The 22,465-nt window shown below is 62.6% G+C and carries 23 protein-coding genes; 19 read left to right on the top strand and 4 right to left on the bottom strand.

Annotation, left to right across the window (positions count from 1 at the left end):
• Nucleotides 1-34: 34 nt before the first annotated feature.
• The 12 genes from EKK97_RS14315 to EKK97_RS14260 all read left to right on the top strand — a co-directional run bounded on the left by EKK97_RS14315 (nucleotide 35) and on the right by EKK97_RS14260 (nucleotide 11,421).
• Complete coding sequence (locus EKK97_RS14315; protein ID WP_159552866.1) at nucleotides 35-847, top strand: hypothetical protein; 813 nt, start codon at nucleotides 35-37, stop codon at nucleotides 845-847.
• A gap of 12 nt (nucleotides 848-859) precedes the next feature.
• Nucleotides 860-1,513 carry a phosphoribosylanthranilate isomerase gene (locus EKK97_RS14310; protein WP_159552864.1) on the top strand — a complete coding sequence of 218 codons (654 nt, stop codon included), beginning with the start codon at nucleotides 860-862 and terminating at the stop codon, nucleotides 1,511-1,513.
• A gap of 63 nt (nucleotides 1,514-1,576) precedes the next feature.
• Entirely contained in the window at nucleotides 1,577-2,791 is a 1,215-nt protein-coding gene (gene trpB, locus EKK97_RS14305) for a tryptophan synthase subunit beta (RefSeq protein WP_159552862.1), read from the top strand.
• Between the two features lie 2 nt (nucleotides 2,792-2,793).
• Nucleotides 2,794-3,609, top strand: coding sequence for a tryptophan synthase subunit alpha (trpA, locus tag EKK97_RS14300; RefSeq protein WP_159552860.1), 816 nt, complete (start codon nucleotides 2,794-2,796; stop codon nucleotides 3,607-3,609).
• A gap of 82 nt (nucleotides 3,610-3,691) precedes the next feature.
• Nucleotides 3,692-4,717: an acetyl-CoA carboxylase, carboxyltransferase subunit beta gene (gene accD, locus EKK97_RS14295; protein WP_422672658.1), complete on the top strand. Its 1,026-nt coding sequence runs from the start codon at nucleotides 3,692-3,694 to the stop codon at nucleotides 4,715-4,717.
• A complete protein-coding gene (gene folC, locus EKK97_RS14290; RefSeq protein WP_159552858.1) occupies nucleotides 4,717-6,024 on the top strand; it encodes a bifunctional tetrahydrofolate synthase/dihydrofolate synthase in 1,308 nt (435 codons plus the stop codon). The genes accD and folC overlap by 1 nt, the downstream gene beginning before the upstream one ends.
• The gene (locus tag EKK97_RS14285) at nucleotides 6,021-6,734 is read left to right on the top strand and encodes an SPOR domain-containing protein (protein ID WP_201296895.1); all 714 of its coding nucleotides are present in this window, start codon (nucleotides 6,021-6,023) and stop codon (nucleotides 6,732-6,734) included. The genes folC and EKK97_RS14285 overlap by 4 nt, the downstream gene beginning before the upstream one ends.
• 5 nt (nucleotides 6,735-6,739) lie before the next feature.
• Nucleotides 6,740-7,309, top strand: a complete 570-nt coding sequence (locus EKK97_RS14280; RefSeq protein ID WP_159555804.1) for a CvpA family protein — start codon at nucleotides 6,740-6,742, stop codon at nucleotides 7,307-7,309.
• A gap of 56 nt (nucleotides 7,310-7,365) precedes the next feature.
• Nucleotides 7,366-8,889 (top strand): amidophosphoribosyltransferase, encoded by a 1,524-nt coding sequence (gene purF, locus EKK97_RS14275; RefSeq protein WP_159552856.1) that lies wholly within the window; start codon nucleotides 7,366-7,368, stop codon nucleotides 8,887-8,889.
• 11 nt (nucleotides 8,890-8,900) lie between these two features.
• Nucleotides 8,901-10,097, top strand: coding sequence for an O-succinylhomoserine sulfhydrylase (locus EKK97_RS14270; RefSeq protein ID WP_159552854.1), 1,197 nt, complete (start codon nucleotides 8,901-8,903; stop codon nucleotides 10,095-10,097).
• A gap of 145 nt (nucleotides 10,098-10,242) precedes the next feature.
• Entirely contained in the window at nucleotides 10,243-10,797 is a 555-nt protein-coding gene (locus EKK97_RS14265) for a cytochrome b (protein ID WP_159552852.1), read from the top strand.
• A 39-nt stretch (nucleotides 10,798-10,836) separates the two neighbouring features.
• Nucleotides 10,837-11,421, top strand: a complete 585-nt coding sequence (locus tag EKK97_RS14260) for a YceI family protein (RefSeq protein ID WP_159552850.1) — start codon at nucleotides 10,837-10,839, stop codon at nucleotides 11,419-11,421.
• An 80-nt stretch (nucleotides 11,422-11,501) separates the two neighbouring features.
• On the opposite strand, the gene EKK97_RS14255 is transcribed toward EKK97_RS14260, so the two are convergent.
• Nucleotides 11,502-12,296: a 2OG-Fe dioxygenase family protein gene (locus EKK97_RS14255; RefSeq protein WP_159552848.1), complete on the bottom strand. Its 795-nt coding sequence runs from the start codon at nucleotides 12,294-12,296 to the stop codon at nucleotides 11,502-11,504.
• A gap of 273 nt (nucleotides 12,297-12,569) precedes the next feature.
• Between EKK97_RS14255 and EKK97_RS14250 the strand changes: the two genes are divergently transcribed.
• The 4 genes from EKK97_RS14250 (at nucleotide 12,570) to EKK97_RS14235 (ending at nucleotide 17,504) form a co-directional block, all read left to right on the top strand.
• The gene (locus EKK97_RS14250; protein ID WP_159552846.1) at nucleotides 12,570-14,411 is read left to right on the top strand and encodes a putative bifunctional diguanylate cyclase/phosphodiesterase; all 1,842 of its coding nucleotides are present in this window, start codon (nucleotides 12,570-12,572) and stop codon (nucleotides 14,409-14,411) included.
• Between the two features lie 33 nt (nucleotides 14,412-14,444).
• Nucleotides 14,445-15,815: an MATE family efflux transporter gene (locus EKK97_RS14245; protein ID WP_159552844.1), complete on the top strand. Its 1,371-nt coding sequence runs from the start codon at nucleotides 14,445-14,447 to the stop codon at nucleotides 15,813-15,815.
• Between the two features lie 81 nt (nucleotides 15,816-15,896).
• Complete coding sequence (locus EKK97_RS14240) at nucleotides 15,897-16,367, top strand: periplasmic heavy metal sensor (protein WP_159552842.1); 471 nt, start codon at nucleotides 15,897-15,899, stop codon at nucleotides 16,365-16,367.
• 438 nt (nucleotides 16,368-16,805) lie between these two features.
• Nucleotides 16,806-17,504, top strand: a complete 699-nt coding sequence (locus tag EKK97_RS14235; RefSeq protein ID WP_159552840.1) for a hypothetical protein — start codon at nucleotides 16,806-16,808, stop codon at nucleotides 17,502-17,504.
• 69 nt (nucleotides 17,505-17,573) lie between these two features.
• On the opposite strand, the gene EKK97_RS14230 is transcribed toward EKK97_RS14235, so the two are convergent.
• Nucleotides 17,574-19,106: an NCS2 family permease gene (locus EKK97_RS14230; protein ID WP_159552838.1), complete on the bottom strand. Its 1,533-nt coding sequence runs from the start codon at nucleotides 19,104-19,106 to the stop codon at nucleotides 17,574-17,576.
• Nucleotides 19,107-19,303: 197 nt separating this feature from the next.
• Here EKK97_RS14230 and EKK97_RS14225 point away from each other — a divergent pair, with 197 nt between their 5' ends.
• Nucleotides 19,304-20,050, top strand: coding sequence for a Crp/Fnr family transcriptional regulator (locus EKK97_RS14225; protein ID WP_159552836.1), 747 nt, complete (start codon nucleotides 19,304-19,306; stop codon nucleotides 20,048-20,050).
• A gap of 154 nt (nucleotides 20,051-20,204) precedes the next feature.
• Here the strand turns inward: EKK97_RS14225 and EKK97_RS14220 are convergent, their stop codons facing one another.
• Together EKK97_RS14220 and EKK97_RS14215 are read right to left on the bottom strand one after the other, a co-directional pair.
• A complete protein-coding gene (locus EKK97_RS14220) occupies nucleotides 20,205-21,392 on the bottom strand; it encodes an amino acid aminotransferase (RefSeq protein WP_159552834.1) in 1,188 nt (395 codons plus the stop codon).
• Nucleotides 21,393-21,680: a 4a-hydroxytetrahydrobiopterin dehydratase gene (locus EKK97_RS14215; protein ID WP_234286913.1), complete on the bottom strand. Its 288-nt coding sequence runs from the start codon at nucleotides 21,678-21,680 to the stop codon at nucleotides 21,393-21,395. It abuts the gene before it with no gap.
• Between the two features lie 162 nt (nucleotides 21,681-21,842).
• Here EKK97_RS14215 and EKK97_RS24835 point away from each other — a divergent pair, with 162 nt between their 5' ends.
• Both EKK97_RS24835 and EKK97_RS24830 read left to right on the top strand, forming a co-directional pair.
• Nucleotides 21,843-22,208: a hypothetical protein gene (locus tag EKK97_RS24835; protein ID WP_236551231.1), complete on the top strand. Its 366-nt coding sequence runs from the start codon at nucleotides 21,843-21,845 to the stop codon at nucleotides 22,206-22,208.
• Nucleotides 22,202-22,456, top strand: a complete 255-nt coding sequence (locus tag EKK97_RS24830; RefSeq protein ID WP_236551230.1) for a hypothetical protein — start codon at nucleotides 22,202-22,204, stop codon at nucleotides 22,454-22,456. Before EKK97_RS24835 ends, EKK97_RS24830 begins: the two co-directional genes overlap by 7 nt.
• Nucleotides 22,457-22,465 lie beyond the last annotated feature (9 nt).

The raw sequence follows: 22,465 nt of genomic DNA, 5'->3' as shown, positions 1-22,465 counted from the left end.
CCGGTTCGGGGAACCTGATCTGGAGATATATGCCGTGACCGGCGGCAGCCTGATGCGCTTTCCCCGGGTAGCGGAATTCCTAGTCGCTCCCGGGCGGATCGACTGCCGGCTGCAGGACGGCGGAGCTGGCTTCATGGTCGATCTCTATCTGCTCGGGGACGTCCTCTCCTATTACCTCGAGCTGACCGGCGTGAGCGCTCTGCATGCCGGGGCAGTGGCCCATGATGGTCAGGCGATGCTGTTCGCGGCGGATCGCGCCGGCGGCAAGAGCACCCTGGTGGCCTCCCTGGTCGCGGCCGGGTTTCACCTCCTCGCTGACGATATCGCGGCGCTGGAGCCGGATGATGCGTGGGTAACCTGTCGGCATGCCTTTCCGCAACTGAAGTTGACCCCGGAGCAGGCGCAGCGCTTCGTCGGCACCGCCGAGGGTTTCGAGCCGGTCCATCCTTCCTTCCTGAAGCTTAGTGTGCCGGCCGAGAGAGTGGGGGACATCGCCTGGGAGTCACTGCCCGTGGCGAGGATCTACCTGCTGGAGCGCCGTGTCGTCACCGGGGACGACACGGCGATACGCCTGGAGCCGCTCGGTCCGGGCGAAGCGCTGATCCAGCTCGTGCGTCACTCCTTCCTGGCCGAGGAACTGGAGGGGTGTGGGACCGCGGGAGGGCAGGGCGGCACTGCGCAAGCGGACATGACACGAGCACGCTTCCATCGTCTCGCGGCCATTGCGCGGGCCGTGGCGGTCAAGCGTCTGTGTTATCCTAGCGGCTACCAGTATCTCCCCGAGGTGCACCGCGCGGTGCTCGCCGATCTCGGTGGGGCGCCGGCCGGCGAACGACAGGCAGGTTGAGCAAGGATGGGCATGATTGACGTACAAGCCGTGGGATGCCGTACCCGCATTAAATTCTGTGGTCTGACCCGCGAACGGGATGTGGCCGATGCCGTAGCTGCCGGTGCCGATGCGTTGGGGTTCGTGCTGTGGCCGGGCAGCAAGCGCTGCGTCGACGAGGCGCGTCTCGCCGCATTGGCAGCCCAGGTGCCGGCTTTCGTCACCCGGGTGGGGTTGTTCGTCGATCAGGACGCCGAACTCATCGCACGCAGTGCCGTTTACCTCGATCTGCTGCAGTTCCACGGCGACGAGACGCCGGCGTTCTGTGCCGGCTTTGGCCGGCCCTGGATCAAGGCGCTGCGCATGCGCGACGATCTCGATCTGCATGCCGCCGCCGCGGCCTATGACGGCGCCCAGGCGCTGCTGCTGGATGCCTATCGCCCGGGGATGCCGGGCGGTACCGGCGAGACCTTCGACTGGTCGCGAATCCCCGCAAGTCTTGAAAAACCTGTTATTCTCGCGGGTGGGCTGACGGCGGACAATGTCGCCAACGCCATCGAGTGCGTGCGCCCCTTTGCGGTGGACGTTTCCGGTGGTGTGGAGGCCGAGCCCGGCTGCAAGGATCCCCGCCTGCTATCGGCATTCGCCGCGGCGGTGGCCGAGGCGGATCGCAAGCGCCTGGCATGATCGTCTTTTGCCCAAGCCCGACCCAATCCCTGTCCCTTATGGCGACCCTATGAGGTGTCTTTAGTGAGCAAGTTCAGTGACCTGACCCGACTGCCGGACGCCCGCGGCCACTTCGGCCCCTATGGCGGCCGGTTCGTCTCGGAGACCCTGAGCTTCGCCCTGGACGATCTGGAGAAGACCTACCTGCGTCTTCGCGAAGATCCCGATTTCCAGGCCGAATTCGACTATGACCTGGCCCATTACGTGGGCCGTCCTTCTCCGCTCTACCATGCGGAGCGATGGTCGAAGCAGCTCGGCGGGGCACAGATCTGGCTCAAGCGCGAAGACCTCAACCATACCGGCGCGCACAAGGTGAACAACACCATCGGTCAGGCGCTGCTGGCCAAGATGAGCGGTAAGCCGCGAGTAATCGCCGAGACCGGCGCCGGCCAGCACGGCGTGGCAACGGCCACCGTCGCGGCGCGCCTGGGACTGAAGTGCGAGGTCTACATGGGCGCCGAGGACGTGCAGCGCCAGAAGCTCAACGTCTACCGCATGCGCCTGCTCGGGGCCAACGTGATCCCGGTGGAGTCCGGCACCCGCACGCTCAAGGATGCCATGAATGAGGCGCTGCGCGACTGGGTCACCAACGTCGACGACACCTTCTACATCATTGGCACCGTGGCCGGACCTCACCCCTATCCCATGCTGGTACGCGACTTCAACGCCGTGGTCGGCCGCGAGGCGCGCCGCCAGTCGCTCGAAGAGTTCGGCAAGCTGCCCGATGCGCTGATTGCCTGTGTGGGGGGCGGCTCCAACGCCATGGGCCTGTTCTACCCCTTCGTCGAGGATGACGACGTCGCCATGTACGGTGTCGAGGCCGGCGGCGACGGCGTCGATACCGGGCGCCATGCGGCACCGCTGGCTTCCAATGCGCCGCGTGGCGTGCTGCATGGCAATCGCACGTATCTGATGTCCGACGAGGGCGGCCAGGTGGCGGATACCCACTCGATCTCGGCCGGCCTGGACTACCCCGGCGTAGGGCCCGAGCATGCGCTGTGGAAGGACGTGGGGCGGGTGCAGTACGTGGCGGCCAACGACGACGCCGTGCTTGAGGCTTTCCGCGAGCTGACCCGGGTGGAGGGCATCATGCCGGCGCTGGAATCGGCCCATGCCCTGGCGCATGCCAAGGTGCTGGCACCGACCCTGCGGCCTGACCAGAACATCGTGGTCAATCTCTCCGGCCGCGGCGACAAGGACATCATGACGGTCGCCAAGATCGACGGCCTGGAGTTTTGACGATGAATCGAATCGATGAACGTTTCGCCGAGCTCAAGGCCCAGGGGCGTCGCGCACTGATTCCCTACATCACCGCTGGCGATCCGGCTCCGCGCTACACGGTAGGCTTCATGCACGCCCTGGTGGAAGCGGGGGCCGACGTGATCGAACTGGGGGTGCCGTTCTCCGATCCCATGGCCGATGGCCCGGTGATCCAGAAGGCCTGCGAGCGGGCGCTCAAGCACGGCGTACGCCTCACCCATTTGTTCGAGATGGTGCGCGAATTCCGTCAGCGTGACGACCAGACCCCGATCGTGCTGATGGGATATCTCAACCCTGTCGAGCGCATCGGTCTCGAAGCCTTTGCCGAGCAAGCCTCCGCCGCTGGCGTCGATGGTGTGCTGACCGTGGACATGCCGCCCGAAGAGGCCGACGAGTTCGGCCCCATCCTCAAGCAGAAGGGTCTGGCTTCGATCTTTCTGGTCGCCCCTACCACATCGCAGGAACGGGCCGCTACAATATGCGCCCATGGCGAGGGCTACCTCTACTATGTCGCGCTCAAGGGGGTGACCGGTGCCGCCACGCTGAATGCCGCGGATGTGGCCGAGCACCTGGCGCCGCTGCGTGGCTTGACTGAGCTGCCACTGTGCGTCGGCTTCGGCATTCGCGACGGTGCCTCTGCCGCCGAGGTCGGCAAGGTTGCCGACGGCGTCATCGTTGGCAGTGCCCTGGTCAACCGCATCGCTGAGCACGCCGAGCGACCGGAAGCGATTGCCGGAGAGCTCAAGGCCATTCTCGGTGAGATGCGCCAGGCTCTGGATGCGCTACCGGCGCGCTAGCCACGAGGCTATCCTTGCCCACGATTTCGACTCATGACGCCCGGTGCCGCCGGGCGCAACAGCATACGGAAGTCTTTCTGACATGAGCTGGCTCGACAAGATTGTTCCCTCCATGGGGCGGATTCAGCGCAAGGACCGGCGGGCCAGTGTGCCCGACGGCCTGTGGCGCAAGTGCCCGAAGTGCGAGGCGGTGCTCTACCTGCCCGAACTGGAGAAGCATCACAACGTCTGTCCCAAATGTGACCATCACCTGCGGTTGACGGCGCGCAAGCGGCTCGACTGGTTCCTCGACAAGGAAGGGCGGGAGGAGATCTCGGCCGACCTGGAGCCGGTGGATCGCCTCAAGTTCCGCGATTCGAAGAAGTACAAGGATCGCCTTGGCGCGGCTCAAAAGGAGACCGGCGAGAAGGATGCCCTGGTGGCCATGCGCGGTACGCTGGACGGCCTGCCAGTGGTCGTGGTGGCCTTCGAGTTCACCTTCATGGGTGGCTCCATGGGCGCCGTGGTGGGTGAGAAGTTCGTGCGTGCGGCCACCCTGGCGCTCGAGGAGCGTATTCCCTTCGTCTGCTTCTCCGCCTCGGGCGGGGCGCGGATGCAGGAGGCGCTGTTCTCGCTGATGCAGATGGCCAAGACCTCGGCGGCGCTGGAGCGCCTGCGCGTGGCCGGCGTACCCTACATCTCGGTGTTGACCGACCCAGTGTTCGGTGGCGTTTCGGCGTCGCTGGCCATGCTCGGCGATCTCAACGTGGCCGAGCCCAATGCCCTGATCGGCTTCGCCGGCCCTCGCGTCATCGAGCAGACCGTGCGGGAGAAGCTTCCCGAAGGCTTCCAGCGCAGCGAGTTCCTGCTCGAGCATGGCACGGTGGACATGATCGTTCATCGTGGCGAAATGCGTGACCGCCTCGGTGGCGTACTGCGCAAGCTGACCCATCAGCCCCCAGCGGCCTCGAAGAGGACATGCTTCTCGAGCCGGACCTGGTTGACGAGGCCGAACGCGCAGAGGCGGAAGAGGGCGAATACATCGATGCGGCCGAGACGGGTACGCCGGAGGAAACTTCGTCGTCCGAGAACCTCGATCGTGGCGACCCGGCGCGCTGATTGCCCGTGATGGCTGCGATTCCGTCTCGTACTCTGGAGGCCTGGCTTGATTACCTGGAGCGGATCCACCCGGTGGGCATCGACCTTGGCCTCGATAGGGTGGCCGAGGTGGCCCGCCGCATGGGGCTTCTGGCCAATCGCCTGGCGCCGCGGGTGATCACGGTCGCCGGGACCAATGGCAAGGGTTCGACCGTCGCCATGATCGAGGCGTTGGCCAGGGCGCACGGCTTGACTACGGCCGCCTACACCTCGCCGCACCTGCTGCGTTACAACGAAAGGCTGCGTCTCGACGGTGCCGAGGCAGACGATGCCACGCTCATTGCCGGCTTCGAAGCCGTTGAGGCCGCACGCCTGGCCGACGAGCCCGTCAGCCTGACCTACTTCGAGGCTGGAACCTTGGCGGCGCTGTGGGCCATTGCCCGTCACTCGCCGGAACTCGCCGTGCTCGAAGTGGGGCTGGGTGGCCGCTTGGATGCGGTCAACGTCATCGATGCCGACGTCGCCGTGATCACGACCATTGCTCTCGACCACGCGGCCTTCCTTGGCACCGACCTTGCGGGAATTGGTCGCGAGAAAGCCGGCATCATGCGTGCCGGAAGCCCCGCCATCCTGGGTAGCGGTGAGCTTCCCGATAGCGTACGCCAGTGTGCCGAGGCTTGCGGTGCTCCGATCCTGGCGCTGGGGCAGGAGTTTCGCTGGCAAGCGGGCGCTCCAGACCGCTTCCGCTGGCAGGGAACCGTTGACGATGACGCCTCGCCAAGCCTGGAAGACTTGCCCGACCCGGGGCTGCCGCTGGACAATGCAGCAACGGCACTGCAGGCCCTGGCGGCGGCCGGCATAGCGCTCGATGAAGTGAGCTGCCGGCTGGCTCTGCGTGAGTTGCGAGTCCCTGGCCGCATGCAGTGGCTGGGGCAGTGGTGCCTGGACGTGGGCCATAACCCGCATGCGGCGGGCTACCTTGCGGAGAGGCTCTCGACGCAGCCATGCCGTGGACGCACCTGGGTGCTGCTTGGCATGCTGGCCGACAAGGATGCGGATGGGGTCATCGAGGCTCTGGCCACGGTGGCGGATGGCTGGGTAGCGGTGACCCTGGCCGGTGAGCGGGCGCGTGCAGCTGCCGACCTGGCGGGCCGCATCGAGGATCAAGGCGGTCGTGTCGCTTACCAGGCCGAGTCACCCGAAGCCGGTGCCGAATGGTTGTCCGGGCGCCTGGCGCCGGACGATCGCGTGCTGGTATGCGGCTCCTTCTTCATGGTGGCGGCCATACTGGCATGGAAGCAGGCGCAGTCGGCCTGGCTGGGGCAGGAGGGCAAATGAAGTACGGAATGCGCGAACGAATCAGTGGGGCCGTCATCCTGATCGCCCTGGCAGTCATTTTCGTGCCGATGCTGTTCGACGAGCCGGCGCCCCGCGACGAGCGCCCCCAGCCGATGCTGACCATCGAGCAACCGGTGCCGGTGGAGCGGCGTAACGTGCCCGACCCGCAGCCGCCGGAGAGCCTGGGGCAGATTCGTACTCCCGAGACGAGTCCCGCACGGGTGGAGCCGCAACCGCCCCTTGAAGACGTCGAGCCCGATCCCGGTGAAACGACCCGCGTGGAGGCGGCCCCCGCCGTAGCCGTTCAGCAAGGTACGGCGAGTAGCGCCTCGGAGCCGTCTTCAGCGCCGGCCGAGACCTCTCGCCAGGATCCGATCGCCGATCTGGCCCAAGCTGCCTCCGAGCGGCTGGAGAGCAACCAGCCGGCTTCCCCCAGCCCCGAGCCTGAGCGCCAGACAGCCACCGTGAGCGCTTCGCCCGGCGGCGAATGGGCCGTTCAGGTGGGCAGCTTCGGTGAGGCGGGCAATGCCGAACGATTGCTGGCGCGGCTTCAGGAGCAGGGCTTCCCTGCCTATAGCCGGCGACGCGACAACAACATGACCACGGTCTATGTCGGCCCCTTCGACTCTTCGGAAGCCGGTGAGCGGGCCATGAACGCGGTGAAAGAACGAATCAATCAGCAGGGGCTGCTGGTTCGCGTGAGAGATTGATGGCAATGACGCTGACCTGGATCGACTGGGGTTTTCTTGCCGTACTGGCCGTCTCGACCCTGGCGGGCTTCATGCGCGGCCTGATCCGCGAAGGGCTGGGGCTGGCGGCTTGGATTATCGCGCTGCTGGCCGCCCGGCTGCTGGCCGAGCCGGTGGCCGAGCTGCTGTCCGGTCTGATCGATAACCCCGATGGCCGGCTGGTGCTGGCTTTCGTGCTGGTGATCCTCGGCGTGGTACTGCTTTGCGGTATCGTCATTCGCATGGTTCATGCCGCCGTGGAGTGGGTCGGCATGGGTTTCTTCAATCGTGTTGCCGGCGCCTGTTTCGGAGTCGCCCGAGGTGCGGCCATACTGGTAGTAGCCACCATTCTGATCAGCCTGACACCACTGGCCCAGCTACAGGCGTGGCAGAATGCGGAGCTGCGGCCCACTTTCGAGCAGCTGCGTGACTGGGCTGTGAGTCAGCTCGAAACTTGGGAAGGGCGTATGCCCGAGGCCACCGAGGGCTGGCGGAACATTTCGCTGCCCGAGCGTCGTGACGGGCAGCCGCCCGAGCCAGCCAACGACGCGCTGTGAACGACGGATTTTCCTTTGCCGACCCGGTCGGCACCCTGTAAGCGAGGTAAGGTGGAATGTGCGGTATCGTCGGCCTTCTGGCCAAGCAGACCGTGAACCAGGCGATCTATGACGCCCTGACGGTGCTCCAGCATCGCGGCCAGGACGCCGCTGGCATGATGACATGGAGCGAGGGGCGCTTTCTGCTGCGCAAGAGCAATGGCCTGGTACGCGATGTGTTCCACACGCGCCACATGGCACGACTGCAGGGCAACCTGGGCATTGGTCACGTGCGCTATCCAACTGCGGGATCTTCCAGCGAGGCGGAGTCGCAGCCGTTCTATGTCAATTCCCCTTATGGCATCGCGCTGGCACACAACGGCAACCTGACCAATTCCGAGCAGCTCAAGCAGGAGCTGTTCTCTTCCGACCTGCGGCATATCAACACCAGTTCGGATTCCGAGGTGCTGCTCAACGTGTTCGCCCATGAATTGGGCAAGCAGGGGCTGCATCTCTCTCCCGGCGACATCTTCGACGCAGTACGCCGCGTGCATCGCCGCTGTCGGGGCGGCTACGCCGCGGTGGCCATCATCAACGGCGTCGGCCTGGTGGCTTTCCGTGACCCCAACGGTATCCGCCCAGTGGTATTCGGCACCCGCGACGAGGGCAACGGACAGGAGGTGATGATCGCTTCGGAATCGGTGGCGCTCGACGTAGGCGGTTTCGAGCTGCATCGCGACCTGGCCCCTGGCGAGGCGATCTTCGTCGACATGGAGGGCGAGTTTCACACCCAGCAGTGCGCCGACGCGCCGCAGCTGTCGCCGTGTATCTTCGAGCACGTCTACCTGGCGCGTCCCGACTCGATCCTCGACGGTGCCTACGTCTACGGCACGCGCATGCACATGGGGCGCAAGCTTGGCGACCGCATTCGCAGCGAGTGGCCGGAACACGACATCGACGTGGTGATCCCGATTCCGGACACCTCGCGTACCTCGGCGCTGGAGCTGGCCCAGCACCTGGGTGTGACCTATCGCGAAGGTTTCATGAAGAATCGTTACATCGGCCGTACCTTTATCATGCCGGGCCAGACGCAGCGCAAGAAATCGGTACGCCAGAAACTCAATGCCATCGGCATCGAGTTCAAGGGCAAGAACGTGCTGCTGGTGGACGACTCCATCGTGCGTGGCACCACTTGCAAGCAGATCATCCAGATGGCCCGCGAGGCAGGTGCCAACAAGGTCTACTTCGCCTCGGCGGCGCCGCCGGTGCGCTATCCTAACGTCTACGGTATCGATATGCCGGCGGCTGCCGAGCTGATCGCCCATGGCCGCAGCGAGGCCGAGGTGGGTGAGCTGATCGGTGCCGACCGCATCTTCTACCAGGACCTGGAAGACCTGAAGGCCGCCTGTCGCGAGGTCAACCCGGGATTCGAGCATTTCGACTGCTCGGTATTCGACGGTCGCTACGTGACCGGCGATATCGATGCTGGCTACCTGTCGGCGCTGGAGGCGTCTCGCAACGATGCCGCCAAGCAGCAATCGAGTGCCGGGGCCCACGCGCTGGTGGGCATGCATAATCAGGACGACGACATCGACGACTGAGGTGGCCGAGCATGAATGATGAAATGAGCCCTGACGATAGCTGGGCGCTGGAGACCCTGGCGATTCGCGCGGGCCATCGGCGCACCCACGAGCAGGAGCATGGCGAGCCGATCTTTCCCACCTCGAGCTTCGTCTATGGCAGCGCCGCCGAGGCGGCGCGCAAGTTCGGCGGGGAGGAGCGCGGCAACGTCTACTCGCGCTTCACCAATCCCACGGTACATACCTTCGAGCGTCGCCTGGCGGCGCTCGAAGGAGGCGAGCGCTGCGTGGCGACGAGCTCCGGCATGGCGGCGATTCTCTCTACGGTGCTTGCCCTGCTGCAAGCCGGCGACGAGATCGTCGCCTCGCGCTCGCTGTTCGGTTCCACCGTCAGCCTGTTCGACAAGTACTTTGGCAAGCTGGGCATTGCCACGCGCTATGTGGAGCTCTCCGACCTGGCTGCCTGGGAGGCAGCGATCACGCCCAGAACCCGCCTGTTGTTCGCCGAGACGCCCTCCAATCCGCTCTCCGAAGTGGTCGACATTGCCGCGCTTGCCGAGATCGCTCACCGGCATGAAGCGCTGCTCGCCATCGACAACTGCTTTTTGACGCCTGCGCTGCAAAAGCCGTTGGCGCTGGGGGCCGACCTGGTGATCCATTCCGCCACCAAATATCTGGACGGGCAGGGGCGTGCGGTCGGAGGCGCCGTAGTCGGACGCAACAAGGAACTGGAGGAGGTGTTCGGGGTCGTTCGCACCTGTGGGCCATGCCTGAGTCCGTTCAACGCCTGGATCTTTACCAAGGGCCTCGAGACACTCTCGCTGCGCATGCGCGCCCACTGCGAGAATGCCCAAGCACTGGCCGAGTGGTTACAGGCACATCCGGCGGTAGCGCGGGTGCACTACAGCGGCTTGGCGGAGCATCCGCAGCATGGGCTGGCCCGCCGTCAGCAGAGCGGCTTCGGTGCAGTGCTGGGCTTCGAAGTGAAAGGGGGGCGTGAGGCCGCCTGGTCGGTCATCGATGCCACCCGCATGCTCTCGATCACCGGCAACTTGGGCGACGTCAAGACCACCATCACTCATCCTGCCACCACCACGCATGGGCGGCTTTCGCAACCGCAGAAGGAAGCGGCAGGCATCGGTGAAGGGCTGATCCGCGTGGCGGTGGGGCTCGAGGCCATCGAGGACATTCGCTCCGACCTGGCACGCGGTCTCGACGCCCTGATCTAACGCTCCCGATCTCACGGGCTGGGCCTCCCATCCCGTGAGATCGGGAATTTTTACGAACGTAGCGTTCGGTTTTTTCAGCGTAACTGCATGGTGCGTTGCGGTATGCTGCCCTCCATCGACGACGAAGCTCAACGGGAGCGACGAGATGTGGCGCAACACCCGATCAGGCTGGGGCCTGGTCAGCATCATCTTCCATTGGCTTAGTGCCCTGGTCATCGTTGGTCTGTTCGTGCTCGGCTGGTGGATGACCGACCTGGGTTATTTCGATCCCTGGTACAACCGTGCTCCGTGGTGGCATCGCTCCGTCGGCATGTTGCTGTTGTTCGCGACCCTGCTGCGTATCGTCTGGCGCCTGTTCCAGCCGACGCCAGTGGCGCAGGGCAGCCGTCTGGAGCGGCTTGCGGCGCATCTGGGCCATATCGCCCTATATGTGCTGATGTTGACGGTCCTGCTCAGCGGTTACCTGATTTCCACTGCCCGTGGACGTGGCATCAGCGTATTCGACTGGTTCGAGGTGCCGGCGCTGGTGAGCCATCTGCCCAACCAGGCAAACATCGCCGGTGAGGTGCACTGGTATAGCGCACTGGCCCTGCTCCTGCTGGCTGCAGGTCATGCGCTGGCAGCCCTCAAGCACCATTTTCTCGATCGCCACGATACCTTCGTGAGAATGCTGAATCCGGCACGTACGCGTCGCCGTTGAACGCCAGCGCCTTCGGGCGCTTCAACCAAGGAGAGACTCATGTTCAAGAAAGCCGCACTCGCTACTGCCCTTGGCGCCGCTTCCCTGGCCTTGACCGGCCAGGCCCTGGCCGACGACTACGTGGTGGATACCGAGGGGCAGCACGCCTTCGTCCAGTTCAAGATTAACCACCTCGGTTATTCCTACATTCTGGGTAACTTCGAAGAGTTCGAAGGCAATTTCCACTACGATCCCGAGAATCTCGAGGCATCAAGCGTGGAAATGGAGGTGCAGGTCAACAGCCTCAACACCAACCACGCCGAGCGTGATCGCCACTTCCTGAGCGATGATTTCCTCAGTGCCGACCAATATCCGACCGCCACTTTCGTATCCACCGGTTTCGAGCCGAATGGAGACGGTGAAGGCGTGCTCACCGGCGATCTCACCCTAAAGGGAGAGACCCGTGAAATCGAGATGCCGGTGACCCTCGTAGGTGAAGGCGAGGATCCGTGGGGTAGCTACCGTGCCGGTTTCGAAGGTTCGACGACGCTGACACTTGCCGACTTCGGCATCGACATGAGCGACTTTCCCGAAATGATGCATGAGCTCGAACTCTACGTCACTTTCGAGGGTGTGCGTCAGTAACGAGCCCTGGTCTTTAGCGGGAACACCCTCGGCTTGTGCCGAGGGTGTTCTGTTTTTGGGACGAGGCAGGTCAAGAGGGTTTACTTGGTTTCGTTCAATACTGCGTGGGGAAAGTGCCGGCGAAGGATGCGGTTCTGGAAATCGTCCACGAAACGGCTATTGATGATAATGATGAAGCGCTCGAACGGAGCCTCGGGATCCAGTTGGGAAATACCGTCGATGCTATGGTAAAGCCGGTCGTCGTGAAGATGGAGAATGTCGCCCTCTGCCAGTGTGGCGTCGAGTAGCGGCAACGTTCCATCGCCATCGGCAAACAAGTGATTGGTCCCTCCCGTGACGTTTTCGCGCTTGAGCACCAGAATGCTCAGTGCCTTGCAGCCATCGGCATGAATACCCTGGCCCTGCAGGGGGTCGACCAGACCCTTGCCGCGTACGCCGGTAATCTGCATCAGGATCGGTTCGTTGGGGCCTAGGCCCCACAGCCGGGCCCAGGCGCGTACGAAGTCCTTCACATCGCTCCGAGCGAGGAATTCTGGGGTAAGAGGCTCGTAGTAGCGCAGTCGATCCGCCATGCTTTCTGCCGCGTTGAAAGCGCCGCCTTGTGCCATTGGGCAATGGCCCATGTCTTGTACGTCGCCGTTGTCGTCCAGTGCCAGCCAGGACATACGCTTCCAGCGCCGGTTGACATAGGGATCGCGGGGCAGGTCGGCGAGGAACGTCTGCCAGGCTGGCAGGTCGATCCGTGAACGCACCTCGGTCAAGGCCCAGTGATGGTTTGCCAGCTCGCTGCTGATACCCGGTGCCCAATAGTGGGCCTGCGGGTCGACGGGCATGCCGGTATAGTCGTAGCCATGTTTGAGTGTGTCGAGCTTCATGTTGCTATCTCCAGGTGAATGGGCGGTATTGCCCGGTGTTGTCGGGTTGCCCCGCTCAACATGTAAGCGAAAAGAAACTAAATGTTAAGTATTGTAGTTGTGAATGGTAGCTGGTTAGCTAGAAGGCTGGGACAAACGCGGGAAGCGAAAGGGAGACTTTCGACCAAGGACGTAGGAGAATCCTGACAGTGCTGACTAGGATGTAACAAAAACGGCTCAATTGTTTCGTTCCGAGAGCAGTGATGCCGTCATGCCCCCTGACGAGGAAGTACTATGTTCCCCGAAGAGCGCTTCAGGCGATGGCTGCGCCGGTTTCTGGGGAGGCCTTCGGCCGTGGCGGCTGCGGACTCTGCGGAAAACGATGAGGCCGTAGCGCGTGTGCGGCGCCAGTATCTGGAAAGCGAGCAACGTTTCCGCGCGCTGCTCGAGAGCCTGCCCAAGGTGGCGGTGCAGGGCTATGATCGCGACCGCCGTGTCATCTATTGGAACGAGGCCAGCACGCGGCTCTACGGCTATACATCGGAAGAAGCCCAGGGCGGCCTGCTAGAGGATTTGATCATTCCCGATTTCATGCGCGAGGGAGTCGTCCAGGCGCATCGGGCCTGGATCCATGAGGGCATAGAAATCCCACCCGAAGAGTTGGAGCTGAAGCACAAGAGCGGCGAGCTGGTGCCGGTCTTCTCGCATCACGTGATGCTCAAGGAGCATACCGACGATCCGCTCATGTTCTGTGTCGACGTTGACTTGTCGGACCAGAAACAGGCTCATCGCGATCTCGAGTTTGCCACTCGTTACGATCGGCTGACGCAGTTACCGAACCGACATACCTTTGAGACCGACCTGGAACACGTGCTCGACGGCATGCGCCGGCGCGGCGTTGGCCTGGCGTTGATCTATCTGGATATCGATTATTTCGTCGAGATCAACGATGCGCTGGGCTATGAGCAGGGGGACCAACTGCTGGTGGAACTGAGTCGCAGGTTGCGTAAGGAGCTACGTTCGACCGATCTGCTGTCCCGGGTGTCCAGCGATGAGTTCGTGTTGGCCTTTCCTGGCCTGCATCGCGAGGAAGACGTGCTGCAGATAGTCAACAAGATTCACGGCTTGTTCAAACGCCCTTTCGGGCTGGATGGGCATGAGCGCCGTGTCTCGGCCAGCATTGGCGTTTGCCTCTTTCCCGACAACGGCGGCAGCGCGCGTGAGCTGATTCGCAATGCCGACGTGGCCAAGAACCGTGCCAAGCTGGAAGGGCGGGGCAGCATACGCTTCTTTCACCAACAACTGCATGACGAGTTGGTACGGGAGCATCGTTTGGCCGAAAACCTGGAGCGAGCCCTGAACGCTCAGGAGCTGACGTTGCATTATCAGCCCCAGGTATCGGCGATCAGCGGTCGTATCGAGAACCTAGAGGCACTGTTGCGCTGGGAACTGCCCGGTGGCATTGCGGTTCCTCCCCATGAATTCATTCGCGTTGCCGAACGCTCTGGGCTGATACACCGGCTGGGTGACTGGGTCATCGAGGAGGCGTGCCGACAGCGAGCGCAGTGGCGGGCTGCCGGTGTACCGCTGGAGCGCATCGACATCAACGTCTCGGGACGCCAGCTATCGCGCCCCGATATGTTCGAGCGTTTGCGCCAATGCCTGGCACGTCATGGGCTCGGGCCGCGGGAAATCGGTATCGAGTTGACCGAGAACGTGTTGATCGAAGCCGATGAACGCATTCTCAAAGGCTTATGGGAGCTTTATCACCTTGGTTTCCGCATTTCTATCGACGACTTCGGCACCGGCTATTCATCGCTTAGCTATCTTAAGCGTTTCCCGGTGACAGCATTGAAGATCGACCGAACCTTCGTGCGGGATGCGCCGGGAGAACCAAAGGACAGGGCGATCATGGAAGCAGCGGTGTTCATCGGTCATCGTCTCGGACTCGAAGTAGTAGCCGAGGGAGTCGAGGATGAAAGGCAACTCGAGCTGATCCGCGAGATGAAGTGCGATCTCGTGCAGGGCTTCTATTTCTACCGTCCGATGCCGGCGGCAATGACCGAACGCGTCCTGCTGGGGCTGGTAAGTGCGCCCAATGGCTTGCGGGCTGAGCGGGGACGCGCTTTGACGTAGAATGCAGCTCCCCTTGACCGATGGAGCCGCCGGATGCCTCCTGCCTCTGCCGCTACTTCCCTGGGCGCAACGCTTTGGCGCCAGACCTGGCCGATGGCCATCGGTGTGCTGGCATTGTTGGGCTTCCAACTGGTAGACAGCGCATTTGTCGCTCGTCTGGGTACGGCGCCATTGGCGGCGCAGTCGTTCACCTTTCCGCTGAGCTTTCTCATCATTGGCGTTCAGGTTGGGCTCGGTATCGCCATAGCGGCGCTGATCTCCCGCGCTCTAGGGGCCGGCGAGGCGCTGCGGGCCCGACGCCTGGGCTCGCTGGTGTTGATGGTAGGCAGCGCGACCATTGCCTTGCTTGCTCTGGTGCTATGGTGGACCCAGGCGCCAATCTTCTCGCGTCTGGGGGCCGATGCGATAACGCGCGCCCTGATCCGCGACTATTGGGCACCGCAGCTGTTCGCGGCTTGGTTGGGGGCGGTGCTCTATTTCGTCTACAGCCTCTTTCGCGCTCACGGCGATACGCGACTGCCCGGCAAGATGATGGTGATGACGAGCCTGGTCAACCTAGTGCTCGATCCGCTACTGATTTTCGGCGTTGGTCCCTGGGAGGGGCTGGGGTTGCCCGGGGCGGCCTGGGCCACGGCGATTGCTTTCGGTTGCGGGTTACTGATGGCCATCAAGCGATTGCGGCGCAACGACTGGCTGGCACGGCATGGACTCAAGCTGGAGCTTGCCGCTTCGCTGCGTCCCTTTGCGAGCATCGCCGGGCCAGCGATGATCAGCCAATTGATGCCGCCGCTAGCGTCGATGCTTGCCGTCTCGGTGGTGGCGGATCTTGGGGGCTCCGCCGTGGCGGCCTGGGGCCTCGCAAGCCGCCTGGAGACGCTTGCCCTGGTCGTGGTGCTGGCCATGACCATGTCGTTGCCGCCGTGGCTAGGACGCTGCTACGGCGCCGGCGACTGGATTCAGATCAGGCGCCTGATCGGCTTGGCGTTGAAGGTCGTGGTGGTATGGCAATTGAGTCTGGGCATGATACTGGCATTGCTCTCGCCCTGGGCGGCACATTTGCTGGCGGGGAGCCCCGAGGTTCGTGACGATCTGACGGTGCTGATCCGTTTCCTGCTGCCGAGCTATGCCGCACTTGGCGTCTGTATGCTGGTGGTCTCCGCCGGCAATGCGCTGGGTTGGCCACTGCGTGCCATGCTCATGTCGGCAGCACGACTCTTCCTCTGCTATCTCCCCGGCTTGTGGCTGGGGGCTTCGCTCGGTGGTCTTGCAGGACTGGCCATAGGAGCGGCGCTCGGTAACGTGCTGGCTGGCATGGCGGCCTGGCAGTTGATGCGCCGCATGCAGGCGCGGAGCGAAGCCAGCGAGCATGGCGAGCCGAAACTTTTCTCTCGTGAGCGAACCTGACGCTCGAATTGCTGTCAGGGGTAGGACGTAGTGGTCCGTTAGACTCGGGCCATGAAAGCAACTCATGGAAGGGAGTAGGAAATGAAGCTCACCAAGTTTCTGGCAACGATCGTGTTCGCCCTAGGTGTTGCAGGCGTAGCCGTTGCACAGCAGATGCAGGCTCCGCCTCAGGGCGATCAGGTGGATCAGCTCGATCAGTTGCTCGACCTGGACGAGAATCAGCAGCAGGAGATCCGCAGCCTGCTGGACGAGGCCGAGCGTCAACTGGCACCCAAGGAGCAGGAGGCCCAAGCGCTACAGGCGCGCCTGGGCGATTACGTTGGGCCTGACTTCGATGAGAACGCCATTCGGCAGGATGCGGCAAGGCTTGGCGATCTGACTGGTGAGATCACTGCCGAGACGGTGTTGCTGCAGTCACGTATCGAAGCGGTATTCACCGAGGAACAGCGTCAGCGCCTGGACGATGCGATTGCCCAGCAGCAACAGCAGATGCAGGACCTGCAGGACCAGATGCAGCAGCAGGAAGGGCAACCCGCCCAGCCAGCACAGTAAGTCTAAGTCCTGCTTTCTGACAGCGGCTTCCTGAGGGAGCCGCTGTTTCACGTCTGTACTAGTCAAATCTCATGACTCAAGGTGGCGATCTCGCGCTTCGACGACAGGATTCGCATGGGGCGTCGCCGAGCTGACATCCTACGACCCAAGCGGCCTGGATGTGGCGTCGTAAAAAGCAGACGGCAGGCACCCCGATAAAGCCACTGATTCCTCCCTCCCTTCCGTTTTTTCGTTGCCTGGTCGCGACATTTTTGACGCTATTGGCAATGTTTGGGCGAATTCATAGAACGGTGTTTTCTTATAACACCTTGTTTCACAGAAAATTATCCCGCTATTGGCATGGCGCTCGCTAGGTTGATGGTGCGAGTGGGCTCGCCTGGCGGGTCTGCGAAGGAATCTCACCGAAGTTGCCCCAGGGAAAACGGGATAGGAGGCGCTATGAAGCTCAAGACACTGACTGCCAGTATGGCACTGATCTTTGCCGGTCTGGCCGGTACTTCGCTGCATGCCGAGACGCAAGGGTGGCAGGGTGATGACCTTTCCTCCCTGTCGGCGAGTATGAGCGTCGAGTCCTCTTCGTTGCTGCTGGCCCAGGCGGGAGATGCCGAAGGTGGTGTCGAAGGTGGCGTTGACGGCGGTGTCGAAGGCGGCGTCGATGGCGGCGTCGATGGCGGTGTCGAAGGCGGCGTCGATGGCGGTGTCGGAGGCGGTGCCGAAGGTGGCGTCGATGGCGGTGCCGAAGGTGGCGTTGACGGCGGTGTCGAAGGCGGTGCCGAAGGTGGCGTCGATGGCGATGCCGAAAGCACCGATACCGGTGTCGATGGCGAAACCGAGGGTGACATGACTGGGGATGTGGAGAGTGACATGGATGCCGAGAGTGACATGGATGCCGAGAGTGACATGGATGCCGAGAGTGGCGTGGATGCCGGTCACGAATCAGAGGTAGCGGCCGATGCCGAGACAGAGGCGGAGGTCGAAGCCGACAGCCGCACCAAGGCGCCTGGACTGGATCGGGCGATGGAGCGGGCCGCCGAGCCGGCGCAGGATCGCATCGAAGCGAATCGGGATCGTATCCGCGGATCCGCAGAGGGGACGTGGAAGCCGAAAGTACCCTCGAAGCCAACTGATCCGTTTTGAGTCGCCAATATCAGTGCAAGAGCAATCAAGGGAAAGCGGGGGCGCCATGGCGCCCCCGAAGCGTTCGAATCAGTCGGCTGCGGGAGGGGCTGAGGCTGGGCGCGACGATGATATGTGCGGCGCTGCGAGCTTCTCCTGCTGCCAGGCGAAGTAGAGGAACAGGGCACCCATCACCAGGTAGCCGAGGGTGAAATCCCAGGCGGCGTTTAAGGCCAGTTCCGGTGCGTGCATCAGGCCGACGAAGGAGAAGGCGGCTGCGACGCCGGCGAAGATGGCAGCACGGCGGAACTGGTGATCGATGACCGAGACCGTCATGGCGCCGATGAAGATGGCCATGAACATCGCCCCCTGGCCCATGGCGACGATGCCGCCAGAAATATCCGCCACCACGTCGCCGGCACCACGATTGAACCGGGTCATCACGTAGTTGGCGAAATAGGGCAGCATGGCCAGAGCCACGGCAGGGTAGTAGCGGGTGTCGTTGCTCTGGAAAGCGGTGGCGATCATCGACATGCCGACGAAGACCAGGATCGGTGCGACCACCGAAACGGGAATGATGGCTGCCAGCGCGGCGATGAGACCGAACATGGTGGCAACGGCATAGACGGCGCCGTTGAGAATGCTGTAGCCGCGTCCCGCTCCCATCCACTTGGCGCCCACGGTGGCGATATAGACGGTGGTGGGGAAGACGCCGCCGAACAGTGCGCCGATCATGGTGCCTGCGCCATCAACGGCCTGGCATTCGCGCACATCATACTTGTCGCCGGCGGCCTCCATCGCCTCGACGTTGTTCATGGTCTCGATGGCGTTATACAGCGTGATCGGCAGTACTACCGTGAGTACGGCCAGCATGCCGGTGAACAACAGCCCCAGGCCCTCGAACCAGGCGAGGTTGGGCAGCAGCGGATAGAACCCGAGGTGGGTGAAGGCGTCGCTGAAACGCTCGCCGCCGGCATCACCGATCAGGTAAGCCATGGCGGTGCCGATGACGATGGCGAACAGCGAGGTTGGCAAACGGAACGGCATGCTCACGCGGGCCACCAGGCCAACGATGATGATTGCCAATACCAGCAGGCCGATGACGGGCATTTCCAGTGTCTTGAACAGCATTTCACCGGCGATGAAGGTCAGTGCAACCCCCGCCACTGCCCCGAGCATGGCGGCTCGCGGCAGGTGGTACTGCACCCAGCGGCCTATCAGGCTGACGGCGGCTTCGATGGCGCCACTGATGAAGCAGGCCGCGACTGCCACTTTCCAGGCCAGCTCGGCATCGCCGGTGAGTTGCTTGGCAGGCAGCAGCACGCCGAACAGGAAGACGAACATCACGGGAGTGGAAATGCCGTAGGAGAGGGCCGTCACATCGGTGCGGTTCTCCTTGCGCGCCAGGCGGGCTGCCGACCAGGCATAATAGAAATTGCCCACCATGACGGCGACCGCAGCGCCGGGCAGCACCTGGCCGAACACGATGGAGGCAGGAAAGCCCATGCCCAGCATGGTAATGGCAATAATGACGAAGTTCGCGATATTGTTCTGGAATAGTGCGAAGAAGGCATCGGTATCCTCCTTCTTGTACCAGGGATAGTGCACAGGGGAAGCCGCCATGGTAAGCCTCTTGTGTGTTGGGTTTGTATCAAGGCAAGGCCAGTTTGGCCATGACCTGACTGTTTGGTCAAGGCTGCCTTTGTCGTATTGCCCGCGAGGCTACCAGGTCAGGGAGTTGCCTCATGGTGGAAAGCCGTTGTGCTATTGCGCAGAGTGGCATAGCGCACCCATGCAGCCAGCGATAGAGGTGATACTCGATGAACCCAGATGAGAGTTGCATCGTCCGCCATTTCGATCGGTACTTTCGTCTCTCCGATGACGACAAGGCGTTGCTGGTTCGACTGGAGGATAGCGCCTCCCCAGTAAAGGCAGGAACCTCTCTCTGGGAAGAACGGGACGAGGCCTATGAGTTCTGCACCCTCAAGCGTGGCTGGGCGTTCTCCTATCGTGACCTGGAGAACGGCTCGCGTCAGATTCTGGAGATCTACCTGCCTGGCGACATCGTCGGTCTGCGTGAGTTCGCTTTTTCGCAGCGCCTGGCCGGGGTGCAAATGATCGAGGATGGCGAAGTCTGTTTCTTTCCCCATCGCCACCTCATCGACATCTTCCGCCAGTCGCTCACGCTTACCTCGATCATGTTCGCCATAAGCAGCCGTCAGCAGGTGATGATTACGGAGCGGCTGGTCAACCTGGCGCGTCGTAATGCGCGACAGAAGCTTGCCCATTTCCTGCTGGAGATGTGCCAGCGTGTCAAGCAGACGCAGAGCGATGGCTGCGAGAGCTTTCGCCTGCCGCTATCACAGGAACTCCTGGCCGATTTGCTGGGGCTGAGCCCGGTTCATATCAGCCGGACCTTTACCGCCTTGAATGAGGATGGCCTGGTCTTTCGGGATCGCCACAACGTAACGATACCGGACCTGGAGGCGTTGAAGCATGAGGCAGGGTTCGATGACCGCTATCTGATCGAGAACATGCGGCCGCTGTTCCATGAGGCCAATGTTTGAGCAATGCTTTCTGAGAGGTGCTGTCTGAGAAGCGCTGTCTGAGAAGTGCGTCTTTCCCGTCGTGTTTAGGCTTGCCTTTCGCTTCATTTCTTTGGCCATACACGCAACGCCCCGGGCAGGAGCCCAGGGCGTTGCGTGACTGCCGAGAGTCGTCTCAATTGACCGCGGCGATGGCCTTGGCCAGGTAGGGCAGGTTCTCGTGGGAGAAACCGGCCACGTTGGCCCGTCCCGAGCGCACCATATAGATGCCGAACTCGTCACGCAGGCGGTCGACCTGCTCAGGCTGCAAGCCGGTATAGGAGAACATGCCGCGCTGTTCGGCTACGCAGGCGTACTTCTGGTCGAGTCCGTACGGCTTCAGTGCCTCGACGAAATCGCGACGCAGGGTATTGATACGGTCACGCATTTCGGTAAGTTCCTCGCGCCACAGGGCTGCCAACTCGGCGGAATGGAGGATCTCGCTGACGATCGCACCACCATGGGCCGGCGGGTTGGAGTAGTTCTCGCGCGCGACGATGGCTACCTGCGAGCGAACGTTTTCCATCTGCTCGTTGGTTTTGGCCACCATGATGAGGCAGCCGGTGCGTTCGCAGTAGATACCGAAGTTCTTGGAGCAGGAGCTGGTGATGATCACCTCGTCGAGGTTTTCGGCCAGCAGGCGCACGCCGTAGGCGTCTTCGTCGAGGCCTTCACCGAAGCCCTGGTAGGCGAAGTCGATCAACGGCAGCAGGCTGCGCTCACGCACCACCTCGAGGATCTGCTGCCACTGCTCACGATTCAGGTCGAAGCCGGTAGGGTTGTGGCAGCAGGCGTGCAGCACGATGACGTCACCGGCTGGGATCTGCTTGACGGCGGCCAGCATGCCCTCGAAATCGAGGCGATTCTCGGCATCGACGTAGGGATACTTGTGCAGCTCGATGCCAGCAGCCGTAAAGATACCGTGGTGGTTCGGCCAAGTGGGGTTGCTTACCCAGATTCCCTTACCGGGAAACTGGGTGCTGATGAAGTCCGCTGCCAGCCGCAGAGCGCCGGTGCCGCCGGGGGATTGGGTTGCACTGGCGCGGCCGGCTGCGAGCACCGGTGAGTCCTCGCCCAGCACCATCGGCAGAACCACTTCGCCATACTCCGGCGCCCCGTGGGAGCCAATGTAGGTCTTGGTGGTCTCGTTCTTGAGCAGTCGGGCCTCGGCTTCCTTGACGGCGCGCATCACCGGGGTGTTGCCCTGGGCATCCTTGTAGACGCCGACGCCGAGATCGACCTTGTGAGGATTGGTATCCTTCTTGAAGGCCTCGATCAGGCCGAGGATGGCATCCCCGGGAACCCGCTCAATATGTTCGAACATTTATTTCGCTACCTCGTCGGTTCTGGCGGCAAGTATGAAGTCGTTGCGATGCAGGCCCTTGATCTTGTGTGTCCACCAGCTCACGGTGATCTTGCACCATTCGGTCAACAGTGCTGGATGGTGGCCAGCGGTTTCAGCCAGCCCGCCCACGCGATTGGTGAAAGCCAGGGCTTGGCGAAAATCGGCAAAGGTAAAGACCCGCTCCAGTTGCATGATGCCATTGCGCTCGACGATCTGCCACTCGGGAGCTTCGGGTTTGAACAGCTGGATTTCGGCTTCCGTGATGATGAGATCTTACCTTCGATAGGCCTCGCAGGACTGGCGTGAGAGCCGTGTCATCGTGCCTCTTGGGGCGGTTGGCCTGGGTGGGGCTATGCTGGTCGGTAAGGCTGCTCGAACACTGGCCCGGCGCAGGGAGAGGTGGAATGCGCGCTACGCATGGGGAGTCCGATGCTTCATCAGAATCGCGCCTTGCCGCTCTGGCTCAAGCTGCTGTTCTCGGCCTGGATCCTGTTCTGGGCGCCCTCGTTTGCATTGATGCTAGGTGTGCAGAACTATTTCTGGCTATGCAACGTCGCCAGTTTCCTGATCCTCGTTGGGTTGTGGTGGGAAAGCCGCCTCCTGCTCTCGATGCAATGGCTCTCCGTGGCGTTGGTCGGTGCCTTTTGGACCTTGGACGTGGGTGTCGCCTGGTTGACCGGAGTGCATCCCATCGGCGGCACGGAGTACATGTTCGACCCGGAACATCCCCGATTGGCCCGGGGCTCTCGCTCTATCATCTCATTCTGCCGCTGGTGGCGGGTTTTGCGATGGTAAGGCTGGGCTACGATCGGCGTGCCTTATGGTGGCAGACGGCGCTGACATGGTGGCTGCTGCTGCTCACCTTCCTGTTCGCCGAACCCGAGCGCAACATCAATTGGGTCCAGGGACCTTTCGGTGCGCCACAGGAAATCCTCGAACCGCTGCCATACCTGATCATGCTGGCCGTGGCCTGGCCGCTGTTGCTCTACCTGCCGGTACACGGAGCCATGTGCTGGCTGCAGGGGGCCCGCCGGTTACGTTGAACATCGCCT

Origin of the sequence: Billgrantia tianxiuensis, from assembly GCF_009834345.1 — a bacterium.
GTDB classification, from domain to species: Bacteria; Pseudomonadota; Gammaproteobacteria; order Pseudomonadales; family Halomonadaceae; genus Halomonas; species Halomonas tianxiuensis.
This window is presented reverse-complemented; position numbering and strand designations above follow the sequence as displayed.